At 75.2% G+C, this 16,239-nt stretch carries 10 protein-coding genes; 9 read left to right on the forward strand and 1 reads right to left on the reverse strand.

What is annotated here, in order from left to right; genetic code table 11:
* The first annotated feature begins 19 nt into the window (after positions 1–19).
* Entirely contained in the window at positions 20–313 is a 294-nt protein-coding gene (locus tag ACIBEA_RS05410; protein WP_399258223.1) for a hypothetical protein, read from the forward strand.
* On the opposite strand, the gene ACIBEA_RS05415 is transcribed toward ACIBEA_RS05410, so the two are convergent.
* The gene (locus tag ACIBEA_RS05415) at positions 297–2,402 is read right to left on the reverse strand and encodes an MMPL family transporter (RefSeq protein ID WP_399258225.1); all 2,106 of its coding nucleotides are present in this window, start codon (positions 2,400–2,402) and stop codon (positions 297–299) included. The two genes, ACIBEA_RS05410 and ACIBEA_RS05415, sit on opposite strands and share 17 nt — an antisense overlap.
* A 75-nt stretch (positions 2,403–2,477) precedes the next feature.
* On the opposite strand from ACIBEA_RS05415, the gene ACIBEA_RS05420 reads away from it, so the two are divergent.
* The 8 genes from ACIBEA_RS05420 (at position 2,478) to ACIBEA_RS05455 (ending at position 16,172) form a co-directional block, all read left to right on the forward strand.
* A complete protein-coding gene (locus tag ACIBEA_RS05420; RefSeq protein WP_399258227.1) occupies positions 2,478–2,972 on the forward strand; it encodes a MarR family winged helix-turn-helix transcriptional regulator in 495 nt (164 codons plus the stop codon).
* A 327-nt stretch (positions 2,973–3,299) separates the two neighbouring features.
* Positions 3,300–4,613 carry an MFS transporter gene (locus ACIBEA_RS05425; RefSeq protein WP_399258230.1) on the forward strand — a complete coding sequence of 438 codons (1,314 nt, stop codon included), beginning with the start codon at positions 3,300–3,302 and terminating at the stop codon, positions 4,611–4,613.
* Positions 4,614–4,639: 26 nt separating this feature from the next.
* Positions 4,640–5,938: a condensation domain-containing protein gene (locus tag ACIBEA_RS05430; RefSeq protein WP_399258233.1), complete on the forward strand. Its 1,299-nt coding sequence runs from the start codon at positions 4,640–4,642 to the stop codon at positions 5,936–5,938.
* A 128-nt stretch (positions 5,939–6,066) separates the two neighbouring features.
* Positions 6,067–9,252, forward strand: coding sequence for an amino acid adenylation domain-containing protein (locus ACIBEA_RS05435; RefSeq protein WP_399258235.1), 3,186 nt, complete (start codon positions 6,067–6,069; stop codon positions 9,250–9,252).
* Positions 9,249–11,156 carry a non-ribosomal peptide synthetase gene (locus ACIBEA_RS05440; protein WP_399258236.1) on the forward strand — a complete coding sequence of 636 codons (1,908 nt, stop codon included), beginning with the start codon at positions 9,249–9,251 and terminating at the stop codon, positions 11,154–11,156. The genes ACIBEA_RS05435 and ACIBEA_RS05440 overlap by 4 nt, the downstream gene beginning before the upstream one ends.
* A gap of 46 nt (positions 11,157–11,202) precedes the next feature.
* A complete protein-coding gene (locus ACIBEA_RS05445) occupies positions 11,203–12,996 on the forward strand; it encodes an amino acid adenylation domain-containing protein (protein ID WP_399258238.1) in 1,794 nt (597 codons plus the stop codon).
* Entirely contained in the window at positions 12,986–15,838 is a 2,853-nt protein-coding gene (locus tag ACIBEA_RS05450; protein ID WP_399258240.1) for a condensation domain-containing protein, read from the forward strand. Before ACIBEA_RS05445 ends, ACIBEA_RS05450 begins: the two co-directional genes overlap by 11 nt.
* 205 nt (positions 15,839–16,043) lie before the next feature.
* Positions 16,044–16,172 carry a hypothetical protein gene (locus ACIBEA_RS05455; protein ID WP_399259079.1) on the forward strand — a complete coding sequence of 43 codons (129 nt, stop codon included), beginning with the start codon at positions 16,044–16,046 and terminating at the stop codon, positions 16,170–16,172.
* Positions 16,173–16,239 lie beyond the last annotated feature (67 nt).

Here is a 16,239-nt window from a genome sequence, read left to right on the forward strand (position 1 = left end):
AGGGCCGGTCGGCTACCGGTTGACCCCGGTCGGCGAAGAACTCGTCGAGGACGACCACTCCCCTGCGCGAGAACGCGGCGGCGCTCGCGCAGGGCGGCACCCTGCTGCTGGTGGAGCAGGTGGAGGGCCGGACGGGATCGAGGCCGACACCGAGGCCGCGCCGCACCACCTGGGGCTGAAGGCGGCCTTCGGCTCGGGCCTGCGCGGCGAGTCCGACTATGCGGAGCCGGCCGCCCTCGCGGGCCTCACCGTACGCACCTGCCGCGACATCGGCTGGGACCACCGCCTGCGGAGCCTCACCCCGACGTCTTGACCTCCTGCGCCCTGTCGTCGTGGGCCAGGCGGCTCGGCCACCAGCTGCGGGGGCCGATGTCGAGCACGAGGGCGGGGACGAGGAGGGAGCGGACGACGAGGGTGTCGAGGAGGACCCCGAAGGCGACGATGAAGGCGATCTGCACGAGGAAGGCCAGGGGGATGACCATCAGGGCGGCGAAGGTGGCGGCGAGGACGACGCCCGCCGAGGTGATGACGCCGCCGGTGGTGGTCAGGCCGCGCAGGACGCCCCGGCGGACGCCGTGGGTGAGGGTCTCCTCGCGGACGCGGGACATCAGGAAGATGTTGTAGTCGACGCCGAGGGCGACCAGGAACACGAATCCGTAGAGCGGGACGGAGGCGTCCGTACCGCTGAAGCCGAGCACGTGCTGGAAGACGAGCGCGGACACGCCGAGGGTGGCCAGGAAGTTCAGGGCCACTGTGGCCACCAGCAGGACGGGGACCAGGACGGAGCGCAGGAGCAGGACCAGGATCAGCAGGATGACGGCGAGCACGACGGGGACGATGAGGGTGCGGTCGCGGGCCGAGGTCCGCTCGGTGTCGTACTGCTGGGCGGTGTAGCCGCCGACGAGCGCGTCGGCGCCGGGGACGGCGTGCAGGCGGGTGCGCAGCGCGGCGACCGTCCGCTTCGCGTCGTCGCTGTCCGCGGGCGCGGCCAGGGTGGCGTCGATGCGGATCCGGCCGTCGACCACCACGGGTTCCGCGCCGGGACGCCCGGAGGCGGAGACGGGGTCGGCGGACGCGACGCCCGCGGTCGCCCGGGCGGCCGCTTGCACCCGCGCGGCCGCGGCGGCGTCGGCGATGATCACCGCGGGCTGGCCGGAGCCGCCGGGGAAGTGTCGGGCGAGGGACTCCTGGGCGGAGACGGACGGGGCCTCCTTGACGAAGATCTCGTCCAGCGGCACCCCGTGCGAGGAGAAGGTCGGCGCGAAGCCGGCGAGGACCAGCAGGAGCAGGGTCGTGGACACCCAGATGCGGCGCGGCGCCCGGTCGATGACGGCCGCGACGCGGCGCCAGATGCGGTGGCCCTCCTCCGAGGCGTCGGCCGCCCGGGGCGTGGCGGGCCAGAAGGCGGTGCGCCCGAGGAGGGCCAGGACCGCGGGCAGGAACGTCAGGGTGGCCAGGACGGAGCAGACGATGCCGACGGCCCCGACGGGGCCCAGGGCCCTGTTGTTGGTCAGGTCGCTGGCCAGCAGCGCGAGCAGGGCGAGGGCGACGGTCGCGGCGCTGGCGGTGATGGCGCCGGCGGAGCGGCGTACGGCGGCGAGGGCCGCGGCCGTACGGTCGCCGCGGGCGGCGAGCTCCTCCCTGAACCGGGCGGCCAGCAGCAGCGCGTAGTCGGTCGCGGCGCCGATGACCAGAATGGACAGGATGCCCTGGACCTGGCCGTCGACCCGCACGGCGCCGCGGTCCGCCAGGGCGTAGACGATCGCGCAGGCCAGTCCGAGGGCGAAGACGGCGCTGCTGATGATCACGAGCGGCAGCAGGAGGCTGCGGTAGACCAGCAGCAGGATCAACAGGACCGCGCCGAGCGCCACGCCCAGCAGGATCCCGTCGATGCCGGCGAAGGCGTCCTTGAGGTCCGCCTGGGTGGCCGCCGGCCCCGCGATCTGCACGGTGAGCCCCGGCACCGCCGCGGCCGCCGTACGGACCCGGTCCAAGGCGGCCGGCAGCGCGTCGCCGAGGTCGGTGGCCAGGGGCACGACGGCCTGGAGGGCCCGGCCGTCCTCGGAGCGCAGGGCCGGTGACGGCGCCGCGGTGACGCCCTCCCGGCCAGCCAGGGCGGCGACGGCCCGGGTCGCCTCCCGCTGCTGGACGTCGCTGACCCGACCTTCCGCGGACGGCTGCCAGACGACGATCGCGGGCACCGACCCCGAGCGCTCGAAGGCCTTGCGGGCCTCGATGACCTTGGTGGACTCGGCGTTCCGGGGCAGGAAGGCGGCCTGGTCGTTGGTGGCGACCTCGCCGAGTCTGCCCGCGTACGGACCCAGCGTCCCGCCGATGCCCAACCAGATCACCAGCAGCACCACGGGCACCAGCCAGCGGGCCCAGCGCGGTGTGCGCGTCATCGCGTTCTCTCCCCTTGTTGAACAATAACTCAACGGTAAAGTATCTCAATCGTTGAGAGATCATATGCTGGTGCCATGCGTAGCGCCGACAGCACCCCACCCGTACTTCCGCCCGACGACCCGATCGGGTTGCAGTCCTTCGCCGTGTTGCTGCGCACGATGAACGCGGAGCTCAACCGACTCGCCCAGGAGTTCGCCCGCGGGCAGGGCCTGCACCTGACCGACGTGCAGGCGCTCGTCGCCGTCCTCGACGCGGAGTACGACGAGGACGGCGGCCCCATGACCCCTGGGCGCCTGGCCCAGCGGATGGACCTGACCACGGGCGCGGTGACGGCCTGCCTCGACCGGCTGGAGAAGGCGGGCCACCTCCGTCGGGTCCGGGCGGCCGACGACCGGCGCGTGGTCCACCTGCACTACGCCGAATCGGGCCGGGACGCGGCGCGCGCGTACTTCCGCCCGCTGGCCCGGGCCACCGAAGCCGCCCGGAGCCGCTTCAGCGGCGAGGAACTGCACGTCGTGGTGCGGTTCATGGCGGAGCTGAACGGCCAACTCACCCGACTGGGACGCTGACCGCCGCCCGCGGGCGGGCGCGAGGGGGGCGGGCGCGCGACGCCCCAGCGCGCTCGGGGTTGCTTCTAAACATGTGGGGACGGTGAGTATCGGACATAAGTGCACCCATGGGGCTCCAGGAGCCTCCGACCCCCGGGTACGCCCCCGCACACCCACCGCACGCCGCCGCAAATCCTCCACCAGCAGGCTTCTCGACCTGCAATTCATGAGGTCGTTGCCCTGACTTGGCCGCTGATTCTCTTGATCCGCTCCCGTGATGGCACAAGAACGACCGAAAGTGTCCTGTTTGTTTTGACTCCTGATCGCCCTGCGGTCATGGTCTGGAATATGTCCCCCTCGCCCCAAGCCGCTTCCGGCGGTCTGTTCCGTATGCGCGATTTCCGCTTCCTGTTAGCCGGAGCCGCGGCCGGGCAGATCGGTGCCCAGGTCACGCTGGTCGCCCTGCCCTTGGTCGCCGTGCTCGAACTCAAGGCACCCGCCTTCCAAGTGGGACTGCTCACCGCGGCCGAGACCGCCGCGTTCCTCCTGATCGGGCTGCCCGCGGGGGCCTGGGTCGACCGGATGCGCAAGCTGTCCTTGATGATCCGCGCCGATGTCGTGCGCGCCCTGGCCATGGCCAGCGTGCCGCTCGCCGCGGTGGCGGACGTCCTGACCATGGCCCAGCTGTACGTTGTCGCCCTGGTGGTGGGCGTCGCCACCGTCTTCTTCGACGTGGCCCACCAGAGCTACCTGCCCGAGCTGCTGCCGCGGGAGCACCTGGTGGCGGGCAACGGGGCCCTGGAGACCGTGCGTTCCTCGGCACAGGTGGCCGGGCCCGGACTCGGCGGCGGGCTCGTCCAGCTCGTCGGGGCCCACCTGGCCATCGTGGCCGACGCCATCGGCTACGCCGTCTCCGCCCTGTTCCTCCTGGCCATCCGGCGCCCCGAGAGCAAGCCCGAACCGGTCCCCGGCGCATCGCTGCGCAAGGAGGTGGGCGAAGGACTGCGCTTCGTGCTCGGCCACCCCTTGCTGCGCATCATCGCGATGGCGACCGGCCTCGGGAACTTCTTCACGGCCATGCTGATGGCCACTCAGACCGTTTACCTGGTACGGGTGCTCGATCTGGCGCCCGCCGCCATCGGCGGGATGCTCTCGGCCTCGGCCGTCGGCGGACTCGCCGGCGCCCTGTGCGCGGGCCGCCTCGCCCGCCGCTTCGGCCAGGCCCGCATCATCTGGCTGTCCTCCCTGGTCACCGGGCCGTTCGCGCTGCTCTGGCCGCTGTCCGGCAAGGGCCCGGCCGCCGCGCTCTTCGCGGTCGCCTCCGGTGCGGTCTTCTTCGGCGCCGTGGTCTACAACGTGGCACAGGTGAGTTTCCGTCAGACCCAGTGTCCTCCGCGCCTGTTGGGGCGGATGAACGCCACGCTGCGCTTCCTCATGTGGGGCACGCTGCCGCTCGGCGCACTCGTGGGCGGCGCCGTCGCCGAGGCGTCCGGGGCCCGCGCCGCGCTGTGGATCTGCGCCGTCGGCTTCCTCCTCGTGCCCGTTCCGCTGCTGCTCTCCCCGCTGCGGCGGATGCGCGAACTCCCCGAGGTCGCACACCCCGATGACGACGAGAAGCAGGACGCGGCGCCCGGCCACGACGCGACCGCCCCCGTCCGCTGACCCGCTTCTTCCCGAGAGAGGATCACGTGCTCCCCAGCATCACGGCCCAGTATCTGGCCCGTTACCAGCGCCTCGGCGCGGGTGACCCGGCGGCAGCGCTCCTGCCCGCCACCGGGGCCCAGCGACGCTTCCTGCTCTTCCGCTCCCTGGACCCCGCCGGTCGCGCGGACATCGTGCCGATGTTCTTCGCCTTCCCGCGCGGCACCGTCGATCCGGCGCGGCTGCGCGCCGCCGCCGACCACCTGGCCGCCCGCCACCCCGTCCTGCGCTCCCGGCCGTGCGTCGTGCGCGCGACGCCCGTACTGCGGCCGGAGCCGGCCGACGTACCGCTGGAGCACGTGGACGTCGCGCCCGGCGAGAGCGCCGAGGACGCGCTGCGGCGGGCACTGGCGGGCTGGGCCCCGCAGGGCCCGCCGTTACGGCTGTTCCTCGCCCACGCCGCTGACCGCGGGGGCGCGGCCGAGGAGCTGCTCGCCATAGTCCTGGACCACACCGCCTGCGACGGCCAGTCCCTCGCCCGCATCGTCGAGGAGCTCGCCGACGCCTACCGCGACCGGCGCGGCGCCGCCGACGTGTCGCCCGCCGAGGCCGCCGCCGCGCTGGCGCAGTACAAGGACGCCGTCCTGCGCCAGCTCGACGCCGAGGACCGCGCCGCCTCGCCCCGCGCCCTGGCGTACTGGGGCGAACGGCTGCGCACGGCGCACGAGCGGGCCCCACTGCCCGGCACCCGCCCCGTGTCCGCCGGGCTCCCCAGCGGCTCCGCCGAGCGCAGGCTCGCCTCCCCGGTCGGCGGGGTGCCCTTCCCGGCCCTGCTCGACGCCTGCCGGGCCGCGGCCACCGCGCTGTACGGCACGGGGCCGGTCCCGCCCATCGGCTACCCGTGGGGCGGCCGCCCGGCCGGCGCGGCCGAGGTCCTCGGCTGCTTCCTCAACACCGTGGTCTTCCCGGCCGACACCCGCGGCGGCGCCTCGCCGGAGGTCACCGCCACCGATTGGTGGGATGACCTGGACCGGGCCGACACCCCCTTCGACGAGGTGGTACGTGCGGCCCGCGCCGCCGGCTCCGCCTGGTCCGGCAGGCTGGACGGCCTGCTCACCGTGGACGACGCCCGCAACCGCACCCCGCTCCGGCTCGGCGCCACCACCGGCCGCGAGGTGCACATCGGCGGCCGGCAGGTCCGCGCCCCGTTCGCGGTGTCCGCCACCCAGGGACCCGAACTCCACCTCCGCATGGTGTGGGACCGCACGGTCCTCGCCGACGGCGCCGCCGAGGAAGCCTTCGCGGCCCTGTGCGACGCGCTGCCCGCCGCAGCCCTCGCCCGTTAGTCAGGGCCCGCCCCCCGATCTCCGACATCCGACCGCGCCGCGCGACCCGCGGCGCGGTCGGCGCCCCGCCGCGCGGGCGCGCCACCGTGCGCCCGCGCCCATCCGACCCGACAACCCAAGGGATCGCCATGCTCCCCCTCTCCTCCTCGCAGGAGATCGTCTGGCTGCACGAAGAAGTGCAGCCGGGCAGCCGCGCCTACAACTTCACCGCCTCCCTGGACCTGTGGGGCACCCTCGACGTCGACGCGCTGCGCAGCGGCCTCGCCGCCACCCTCGCCCGCCACCCCGGCCTGCGGCTCGAACTCGTGGCCGTGGCCGGTGCGATGCCGGGTCAGCGGGTGGTCGAGGACTGCGCGCCGCGGCTGCGCACCGTGGACCTCTCCGGCGAGGCCGACCCGGCGGCCGCGTTCGCGCGGCTGCTGCGCACCGAGGCGGAGACCCCCCTCGACACCTTCGAGGCCCCGCTGCTGCGCTGGACCCTCGTCAAGCTCGCCGAGGACCAGCACCGGCTCGTCCACGTGGAACACCACCTGATCCACGACGGGCACTCCTTCGCGATCCTGCTGCGCGACGTGTTCAGCGTCTACCGCGCCCAGGTGCTGGGCGAGGAGATCGAGTTGGGCACCCCCAGCTCGTACGCCGACCACGTGCGCGCCCGCGCCGGGGACGTGCGCGCCGACGCCCTGGGCGCGAGCCTGGCGTACTGGTCCGAGACGCTGCGCGACGCCTCGTACGACATGCCGCTGCCCGGTCTCGCCCGGCCCGGCGCCCGGCGCCGCCACCACGGCGGCCAGCTGCGCCAGTCGATCGGCGCGGACCTCGCCGAACGGCTGCGGGCCCACACCCGGGAGCGCGGGCTGACCCCCTTCGCCACCCTGCTCGGGCTCTTCGCGGAACTGCTGCGGCGCCACAGCGGTCGCAGCCAGATGGTGGTGGGCACCGCCGTGGGCAATCGGCCGCGCGGCTTCGAGGACGCCGTCGGCATGTTCGTCAACACCATCCCGCTGCGCCTGTCCCTGGACGCGTCCGCCCCGGCCGAGGACGCCATGGACGAGGTCACCGACACCCTCATCCGTGCCCTGCCCCACCAGGAGGTGCCCGTCCAGGAGTTGACGCGGGCGCTCGGCCTGCACACCTCCGGCGCGGACAACCCGCTCTTCAACGTCATGTTCAGCGCGCACGACGCTCCGCTGCCCGAACTGGACGTGCCGGGGCTGGAGATCGGCCTGTTCGAGGGGTTCAACACCGGCACCACCCGCTTCGACCTCGACGTGGTGCTGCTCCCCGACGACCGTCGCGGGGTGAGCCTGCGGCACGGCGCGGCCGGCATGACCCTCGTCTGGGACTACGACGTCGACCTGTTCGGCGAGGCCGTGGCGGAGCTCCTGGCCGAGCGCTTCCTCGACCTGTTGCGCGCCTACCTCGACGCGCCGGCCACCGAGCTCGGCTCGCTCGCCCCTCCGATCGCGTCCCTGGAGGCGCTCCCCGCCGTCGCCGCGGCGCCGGACCGCGACCCGCTCGACCCGGCCGCCGGCCAGGACCCGTCGCTGCCCGCCTTCTTGATCGGGGCCCGCCGCCTCACCTACGGCGACCTCGACGCGCGGGTCTCCTCGCTCGCCGAGCGGATGCTGGCCGCGGGAGTGCGGGCGGGAGCGCCGGTCGCCGCGGTGCTGCCGCGCGGCGTGGACTCGGTGGTCACGCTCCTCGCCTGTCTGCGGACCGGTGCGGTGTACTGCCCGCTGTCCCCGTCCGACCCGGCCGCACGCCTGGAGCTGCTGCTCGGCCGGCTGTCCCCCGCGCTCGTCCTCACCTCCGAAACGAGCCCGGTCCCCGTTCCGCGGGACCTGCCGAGCGCCGTCGTCGGCGCCGAGGTCCTGCCCACCGCCCGCGCCTGCGACCTCGTGCCGAAGGCGGCGTACATCATCCACACCTCCGGTTCGACCGGCATACCCAAGGCGGTGGCCGTCGGGCGCGACGCCCTGGTCAACCACCTGACCGGCGCCGCCGAGCGGTTCGACCTCGGGCACGGCGACCGGGTGCTCCTCTTCGCCCAGCCGTCCTTCGACGTCGCCCTCGAAGAGGTGCTGCCCTCGCTGTACGCGGGCGCCTGCCTGGTCGTGCCCGAGCAGGACGTGCCGACCGGCGGCGAGCTGGCGCAGCTGTTGGCCTCCGCGCGCGTCACCGTGGCCAACCTGCCCACCAGCTACTTCCTCGCCACCCGCGAGGAGTTGCTCCCTGTCCTGACGAAGGGCCGCTGGGCTCCGCGGCTGATCGTGCTCGGCGGCGAGCGCATCCCCTCCGACGTGATGCGCGACTTCTTCGCCGCCACCGAGGCGGCCGCCGCGTTCTCCGTGCTCAACGTCTACGGCGTGACCGAGGCGGCGATCAGCTCCACGGTGCACGAGATCACCCGCGACAGCCTGATCGAGGGCGCCGAGATCCCCCTCGGCGGCGAACTGCCCGGCGAACGGGTCCACGTCCTGGACGAGGGGCTGCGGCCGCTGCCCACCGGAGCGGTCGGCGAACTCGCTATAGCCGGCGCCGGATTGGCCGCGGGCTACGTCGGCAACGCGCAGGTCACCGACGCCCGCTTCGTCACCGTCCCGGCCCTCGGCGGCGAGCGCGTCTACCTCACCGGTGACCTCGGCTACCGCGGCGAGGACGGGCTGCTGCGCTTCCTGGGCCGCCGCGACAACCAGATCAAGCTGCGCGGCTACCGCATCGAGCTCGAAGAGGTCGAGGCCGCCGCGTCCGCCGCGCTCGGCGGTCGGTCCTGCGCCGTCGTCCTCGACAAGGGCGCTGACGGCGGACCCCGCCTGGTCGCCTTCCGCGAGCGCGCCGACGAGACCGGGGCCTGGGACGAGCAGGCGCTGCACTCCGAGCTGAGCACCCGCCTCCCCGGCGCCCTGGTGCCCGCCCGCTGGGTGCTCCTCGACACCATGCCGACGCTGGCCGGAGGCAAGCCCGACCGTACCGCCCTGGCCCGCATGGTCGCCGAACTGGCCCCGGCCGCACCGGTCGAGGAGGCCGTGCCGCTGTCCGACCCCGCGCTGTCGGACGACCCGACCGTCGTCCTGCTCGCGCAGGGCTGGCGCGCGACGCTCGGGCACGACCGCTTCGAGGAGGGCTCGCACTTCTTCAACATCGGCGGGCACTCCCTGCTCGCCGCGCAGCTGGCGGCCTGGCTGGAGCCGCACCTGGGCGAGCGCCCCTCGCTGCGCCTGCTCTTCCAGCACCCGGTCCTCAGCGACCAGGCCCGCGCCCTCGCGCGGTCCGCCGCCCCCGCCCTCACGGCGCCGAAGGAGTCACGATGACCGCCGAACCGATGACCCGACAGCACGTCGACCCCACGGACGCCGCGCCGGCCGCCGCGGCGAGCATCGCGCACGGCGCCCCGGCCGCCGCACCGGGCGCGCCCGGAGTCCTGGCGCGCTACGAGGAGTGGGTGCGCAGCGCCCCCGAGTCCCCCGCCGTGATCGACGGAGAGCACCGCTGGACCTATGCCCAGCTCGACGCGGACGCCGACGCGCTCGCCGCGGCGCTGGCCGACCGGGTCCGCCCGGGCGACCTCGTCGGGGTCTGTCTGGACCGCTCGGCGGCCCTGGTGGTGACGGCGGTCGCGCTGGCCCGGATCGGCGCGGTGTACCTGCCGCTCGGCCCGCGGCCCGGGGAACGCCGCATCAACGCGGTCACCGAGGACCTCGGGGTCGTCTGCCTGATCGGCGACCCGGCGGTGCTTCCGCGGCGTCAGGAGGACGTCGAGCTGGTGGAGTTGCCGCTCTCCGGTGTTGGGGCGAACGCCGCCGCCTCGGTCGTGGCCGCCTTCGCGCCGGTCGCGCCCGGCGCCCGTACCGCTGTGCCCGGGACCCTGTACGCGGTGCTCACCTCCGGCTCCACCGGTCGCCCCAAGGCCGTCGCGGTCGCCGACCCGGCCCTGGCCGCGCTCCTCGACTGGTACCGCGCGGAGACCGGGCTCGCCCCGGGCGACCGCCAGTCCCTGCTCATCGGCGTCGCCTTCGACCCGCACCTGATGGAGCTGTGGGGCGGCCTCACCTCGGGCGCCGCGCTCGTACCCGCCCCCGACGAGGTCCGGTGGGACCCGACCGCCCTCACCGGCTGGTGGCGGGAGGCCGGGGTCACGGTCACCGTCGCGGCGACGCCCATGATCGAGCCGCTCCTGGACCGGCCTTGGCCGCAGGACCTGCCGGTCCGTCACCTCGTGGTCGGCGGCGACCGGATGCGCCGACGCCCCGGCCCGGACGTGACCGCCACCGTCCACAACGCCTACGGCCCCGCCGAGGCGACCGTGGTCACCACCACCCACGCGATGCGCGCGGACGACCCGGACGTCCACAGCGACGCCGCACCGCCCATCGGCACCCCGATCGCGGGCGTGAGCGTCGCCGTCACCGACGCGGACGGCGCCGTCCTCGCGCGCGGCGAGGACGGCGAGCTGCGCGTCGGCGGCTCGTGCCTGGCCCTCGGCTACCTCGACCCGGAACTGACCGCGCGCCGCTTCACCGCCCCGCCCGCCGCACTGGCCGAGCTGGACCGGATGTACCGCACCGGCGACCGCGTGCGCATGGCGGCCGACGGCAGCATCGAGTTCCTCGGCCGGCTGGACGACCAGGTCAAGATCAGCGGCGTACGGATCGAACCCGCCGAGGTCGAGGCCGCCTTCGAGCAGGACCCGGCCGTCCGCAGCGCCGTGGTCACGGCGGTGCGCGACGCGGAGGGGCGGACCCGCCTCGTGGCGCACGTCCTGCCCGCCGGCGGGGCCGCGCCCTCCCCCGACGAGCTCCTCGCCGCCGTACGGGCCTGGCTGCCCGAGCAGGCGGTGCCCTCGGCGGTACGGGTCGTGGACGCCTTCCCGCTGGACGCCAACGGAAAGGTGGACCGGGCCGTCCTGCGCGAGCAGGCCGAGGAGGCGCGGGTGCACGCCGTCACCGGGGCCGCCCTGCCCGAGGGCGCGAGCGCCGACGAACTGCTCGTGCTCACCACGGTCCGCGACCTGATCGGCCGCCCCGACATCGCCCTGGACGACAACTTCAGCGATGCCGGAGGCACCTCCATCCTCGTGGCCCGGCTCCTCGAAGTACTGGAACGGGAGACCCGGGTGCACCTGCGCGCACCCGAGTTGTTGCGCCAGCCCGACCTGCGCGCGATCGCCGCCGTGATCGACCGGCGGCGCGCCACCGCCCAGACCGCGGGGTCCTGACGTGACGACCTCGCGGCCCCTCCCCGACCGACCGGAAGAAGACGAAGTGAGCGTGACACGGACCGGCCTGCCCGCCCTGGTGGCACGGCACGCGGCGAACACCCCCAACGCCCTCGCGGTCGCGGACGGCGACACCACCCTGACCTATGCGCAGCTCGCCTCCGCCGCCCGCCGGCTCGCCACCCACCTCCGCGACCGCGGCGTACGGCCCGGCGACTCCGTGGCGCTCCTCATGCCGCGCTCGGCCCGGACCGTCGTCGCCCAGCTCGCCCTGTGGTGGGCCGGCGCCTCCTGCGTCCCGCTCGACCCGGCGCACCCCCCGCTCCGTACCGCGGCCATGCTCGAAGACTCCGGCGCCACCCTGACCGTCGGCGACGGCAAGCTGCTGGAGGCGGCCGGGCCGGGCGGCGCGGTCCTCGCCCTGCCCGACGACGAGCTGCTCACCGGCGCCGAGTGGGGCGGCGAGGGCCCCGGTGGGGACGACACCGCCTTCGTCATGTTCACCTCCGGATCCACCGGCCGCCCCAAGGGCGTCGCGATCCGACACGGCGCCATCGCCGAGCTCGTCACCGACCCGGACTACGTGAGCGTCACCCCGCGCGACCGGGTGCTGCTGCACTCCCCGGCCACCTTCGACGGCTCCACCTTCGAGGTGTGGTCGGCGCTCGCCAACGGCGCCGCCGTCGTGGTGTGCACGACCGCGCGGCCCTCCTTCGAGGACCTGGCCAAGGAGATGGAGCGGCACGGCGTCACCGTCGCCTTCTTCACCACGGCCCTGTTCCACCAGCTCGCCGTCCGCCGCTCCCGCGTCTTCTCGCTGCTGCGCACGGTGGTCGTCGGCGGCGAGGCGATGGCCGCGCAGCACGCGCGGGCCGTGCTGCGCGCCTTCCCCTGGATCGAGCTCGTCAACGGCTACGGCCCGACCGAGACGACCACCTTCGCCACCGCCCACCGCGTCAGCGACGCCGACTGCGACGGGCCCGTGCCCATCGGCCGCCCCCTGGCCGGCGCCACGGCCCACGTCCTCGACGAGGCCCACCTGCCGGTCGCCGAGGGGACGCGCGGCGAACTGTGGATCGGCGGCAGCCGGTTGGCCCTCGGGTACACCCGGCGGCCCGAGCTGACCGCCGAACGCTTCGTGGAGCACCCGGTGTTCGGCCGCCTCTACCGCACCGGCGACCTGGCTTCCGCCGGCCCGGACGGCCTCCTCGCCTTCCACGGCCGCGCCGACGACCAGGTCAAGGTGCGCGGCTTCCGGATCGAACCGGGCGAGATCGAGCACGTGCTGCGCGAACAGTGGGACGTGGACGACGCGGCCGTGACCGTGCGCCGCGCCACCGCCGACGACGCGCGCCTGGTCGCCTTCGTCGTGGCCGCCCCCGGGCCCGTGCCGCGGGCCGAGGCGCTGCTGGCCCGGCTCACCGCGTTCCTGCCCGCGCACATGGTTCCGGACGAGCTGACCGTCGTCGAGCGGCTGCCGCTCACCACCTCGGGCAAGGTCGACCGGCACGCCCTGGCGGACCTCTCGCCGGCCGCCGAGGACAGCGGCGCGGCCGAGCCCCTGACCCCGCTCCAGCAGGCCGTCGCCGACGTGTGGGGCCGCCATCTCGAACACGAGGTCACGCGCCCCGACGCCGACTTCATCGGCCTGGGCGGTCATTCGCTGCTCGCCCTCGTCGTCGCCGAGGACCTGCGCGAGGAGCTCGGTGTCGAGCTGTCGCTCGCCGACTTCTTCGCCGCCCCCACGGTGGCCGGACACGCCGCCCTGGTCGAGGGCGCCCTGCTCGCCGCCCACACCGATCTGCACCCCGAAGCGCTCGAGGACACCGATGGCCACTGACACCAACGCCGCCCTGCAGGAAGAGCTGTTGCGCAGGGCCCGGGCCCGCGCCGCCGACCGCGCCGCGGCCCCGCTGCCGCGGGCCGACCGTCCGACCGGGCCCGCCCCGCTGACCCGCGCCCAGCGCCGCATGTGGCTGATGGACCGGCTCGGGCAGGGCGGTGCCCAGTACAGCGTGCCGTTCGCGACCCGGCTCCACGGGCCGCTCGACCTGGACGCCCTGGGCGCCGCGCTCACCGCACTGGTGGGTCGGCACGAGATCCTGCGCACCCGGTACGGCCGCGAGGGCGAGGAGCCCCACCAGGTGGCGCTGCCCGCGCCCGCCGCCGTCGCGGTGGACCTGGTCGAGTGCCCGGACGACGGCGCCGCCGCACTGACCGAGGAGGCCCGCCGCCCGTTCGACCTGGCCGCCGGCACGGTGCCGCGCGCGCTCGTCCTGCGGCACGGTCCCGAGGACCACACCGTTCTTGTGACCTTCCATCACATCGCCATCGACGGGGCCTCGTTGCAGACCGTGGCGGAGGAGCTGGCCGCTCTGTACGGCGCCGCGGTGGACGGCTCCGCCCCCGCGCTGCCCGCGCCGCCGCAGTACGCGGACTTCGCCCGGCGCGAGCACTCCGCCGCGTCCGGGGCGTCGGACGGCCTCGCCCACTGGACCCGCCGGCTGACCGGAGCCACCCCGCCGCCGCTCCCCCGGCCCGTCACGGCGCCGGCCGAGGTGCGCGAACGCCCGGCGGCCACCGGAGCGACCGCGATCGACGCACAGGTCCTCACGGCTCTGCGCGAGCTCGGCCGGGAGCGTCGGGCCACGGTGTTCACCGTGGGCCTGGCCGCCGCGTTCGCCGCGCTGCACCGCCTCACCGGCGAGCTGGACCTCGTCATCGGCTGCGCCGCCACCCACCGTGAGGGCCAGGCGATGCGCGGGCTGGTGGGCCTGTGCGTCAACACGCTGCCGATCCGCGTCGACCTGTCCGGGGACCCCGAGTTCGCCACTCTCGTCGAGCGCGTGCGCGACGCGCTCCTGGAGGCCCAACAGCACCGCGACGTGCCCTTCGACCTGGTGCTGGAGCAGCTCGGGGCGGCGGCCCGCGGCGCGGACGGGTCCTCCTTGGTCCGGGTCAGCTGGGACCTCGTCGGCGAGCAGACGGCGCTGCGGCTGCCGGGTCTGCGGGCGCGCGCCGTCGACGTCGGCGTCGCCGAGGCCAAGTTCGACCTGACCTTCGGCCTGCTCGACGCGGCGGCTCCGCAGAGCCTGGTCCAGTACGGCCGGGCCGCCCTCGACGAGGAGGCCGGCGGGGAGCTCGACACGTCCTTCGCCGCGCTGCTGACCGCCGTGGCCGTGGACCCCGCGCTGCGGCTCTCGGCGCTGCCCGGTCGGCCCGCCCGGCCCCGGGCGAGCGGACACCCGGCGCAGGCCCGCCTCGCGGCCCACCCCGACGTGGCCGACGTGTACGTGGCGGCCCCGGCGGGCGGGCCCGTGCTGGCGTATGCCGTACTGAACCGCACCGGCGGGCCTTCGCCCGTACAGCTGCGCGCCCACCTGCGCGGCGCCCTCGCACCCGAACTGGTGCCGGCCGCGGTCATGTTGCTCGACGAGATGCCGCGAACGACCGAGGGGGCGGTGGACACCGCCCGGCTGCCCACGGCCGCGGTCCCCGCGGCTCCGAAGAGCCCCCGCCTCGAAGCGGTGACCGAGGCGTTCGCCGGCCTGCTCGGTCGGCGGCCCGCTCCGGACGAAGACTTCTTCTCACTCGGCGGGCACTCCCTGGCCGCGGTCCAACTCGCCGAGCGCCTGCGGTCCGCGCTCGCCCTGCCGCTGGTCGGGCTGGACATCATGCAGACCCGCACGCCGCGCGCCGTCGCGGCCCTGCTCGACGGGCGCGCGGCCGACCGGGCCACGGCCGTCGCGACGGCCTCCACCACCGCACGACCGCACCGGGTGCGCGAGGGCACGGTGCTGGTGACCGGTGGCACGGGCGGCGTCGGGGCGTTCGTACTGCGCGAACTGGCGGCGCGGGGACGGCCGGTGCTCGCCCTGGCCCGCCCCGAGTCCGCGCACCTCGTCAGCGGCGACGGCGTCGAGGTGGTCGAGGGCGACCTCGGCGACCTGGACGGCCTGCGCGCCGCCGTCGCGCGCGCGGACGCCGTGATCCACGCCGCGTGCACCTTCACCCGTCCCGATGTGGACGTGGCCGCCATGGAGGCCATGGTCGACGCCTGGAACGGCGGCCCGTTCGTCTTCGTCAGCAGCGTGGACGCCTACGGGCAGCCGGCGAAGGCCCGCGTCGCGGAGGAATCGCCGTCGCGGGAGGAGCTGAGCGCCTACGGCCGGGCCAAGACCGCGTGCGAGCGGATCCTGCTGGCCGCGGCGGGCACCGGGGGACGCGGCGGCGCCAGCGCCGTCCGCTCGCCCATCGTCTGGGGCGCCCACGACCGACTCCGGGACCAACTCCGCTGGGGGGCCACCGGGTTGCTCTACCAGGCAGCCCTGAAGGGCGACCCCGTGACGCTGCCCGCTCCCGGTACCGGTGGCCACGAGTGGTACGGGGCGCCCTGGGTGCACGCCGCGGCCCTGGCGCGCGCGGTCACCTCCTGCCTGGACGCGCCGGTGCACGGCGTGGCCAACGCGGTGAGCGGGCACGTGGCCTGGTCCGACCTGACGGCGGAGCTCATCGCGCTGCTCGGCAGCGACAGCTCCGTGACCTTCACCGACGAGGTGCACCGCGACCTCGACCACCGCTGGCACTACCGCGCGGACCGCCTCGCACCGGCGCTGCGTCCGGAGCCGGGCGAGGAGTTGCACGCGGTGCTCGCATCGATGATCGGCGACCCGCAGCGGTAACCCCTGCGGCGGACAGGTCCGTTGGGGACCGCTCCACCACCGGCACGCGCGCACCCGACCGATCGGGAGCGTGCGCGCGTGCCGGCGGGCGGGGCCGCCACCGGACGCCGGACCACTGACCGCACACCGCGGCCCGATGCGGTGACCCTCGTCCGGGAGGCCGCCCTCCCGGACGATCGGGCGCCGGTGGCGGCTACGGGCCGGCATGTCCCCGCGACGGGACCGCGTACTGGCCGCGCAGCCGGAGCTGCTGCTGGACGAGCCGACCAACCACCTCGACCGTGAGGCCGTGGACTGGCTGGCCGGGCAGCTGCGGGCGGGCCGCGTCCAGTAGGTCGTTCGTTCGTCGCTCCGATGCGGGGGACGGGGAAGGCGGCGAAGGGCTTCGTCCCGGTCGGCGA

Source organism: Streptomyces sp. NPDC051555 (genome assembly GCF_044454405.1).
Classification (GTDB): Bacteria; Actinomycetota; Actinomycetes; order Streptomycetales; family Streptomycetaceae; genus Streptomyces.

What these genes read in the sequence shown, in the direction of transcription:
- ACIBEA_RS05420 (WP_399258227.1), top strand. Translation starts at nt 2,478, where the DNA reads ATGCGTAGCGCCGACAGCACCCCACCCGTACTTCCGCCCGACGACCCG.
- ACIBEA_RS05425 (WP_399258230.1), top strand. Translation starts at nt 3,300, where the DNA reads ATGTCCCCCTCGCCCCAAGCCGCTTCCGGCGGTCTGTTCCGTATGCGC.
- ACIBEA_RS05415 (WP_399258225.1), bottom strand. Translation starts at nt 2,402, where the DNA reads ATGACGCGCACACCGCGCTGGGCCCGCTGGCTGGTGCCCGTGGTGCTG.
- ACIBEA_RS05440 (WP_399258236.1), top strand. Translation starts at nt 9,249, where the DNA reads ATGACCGCCGAACCGATGACCCGACAGCACGTCGACCCCACGGACGCC.
- ACIBEA_RS05450 (WP_399258240.1), top strand. Translation starts at nt 12,986, where the DNA reads ATGGCCACTGACACCAACGCCGCCCTGCAGGAAGAGCTGTTGCGCAGG.
- ACIBEA_RS05455 (WP_399259079.1), top strand. Translation starts at nt 16,044, where the DNA reads ATGTCCCCGCGACGGGACCGCGTACTGGCCGCGCAGCCGGAGCTGCTG.
- ACIBEA_RS05435 (WP_399258235.1), top strand. Translation starts at nt 6,067, where the DNA reads ATGCTCCCCCTCTCCTCCTCGCAGGAGATCGTCTGGCTGCACGAAGAA.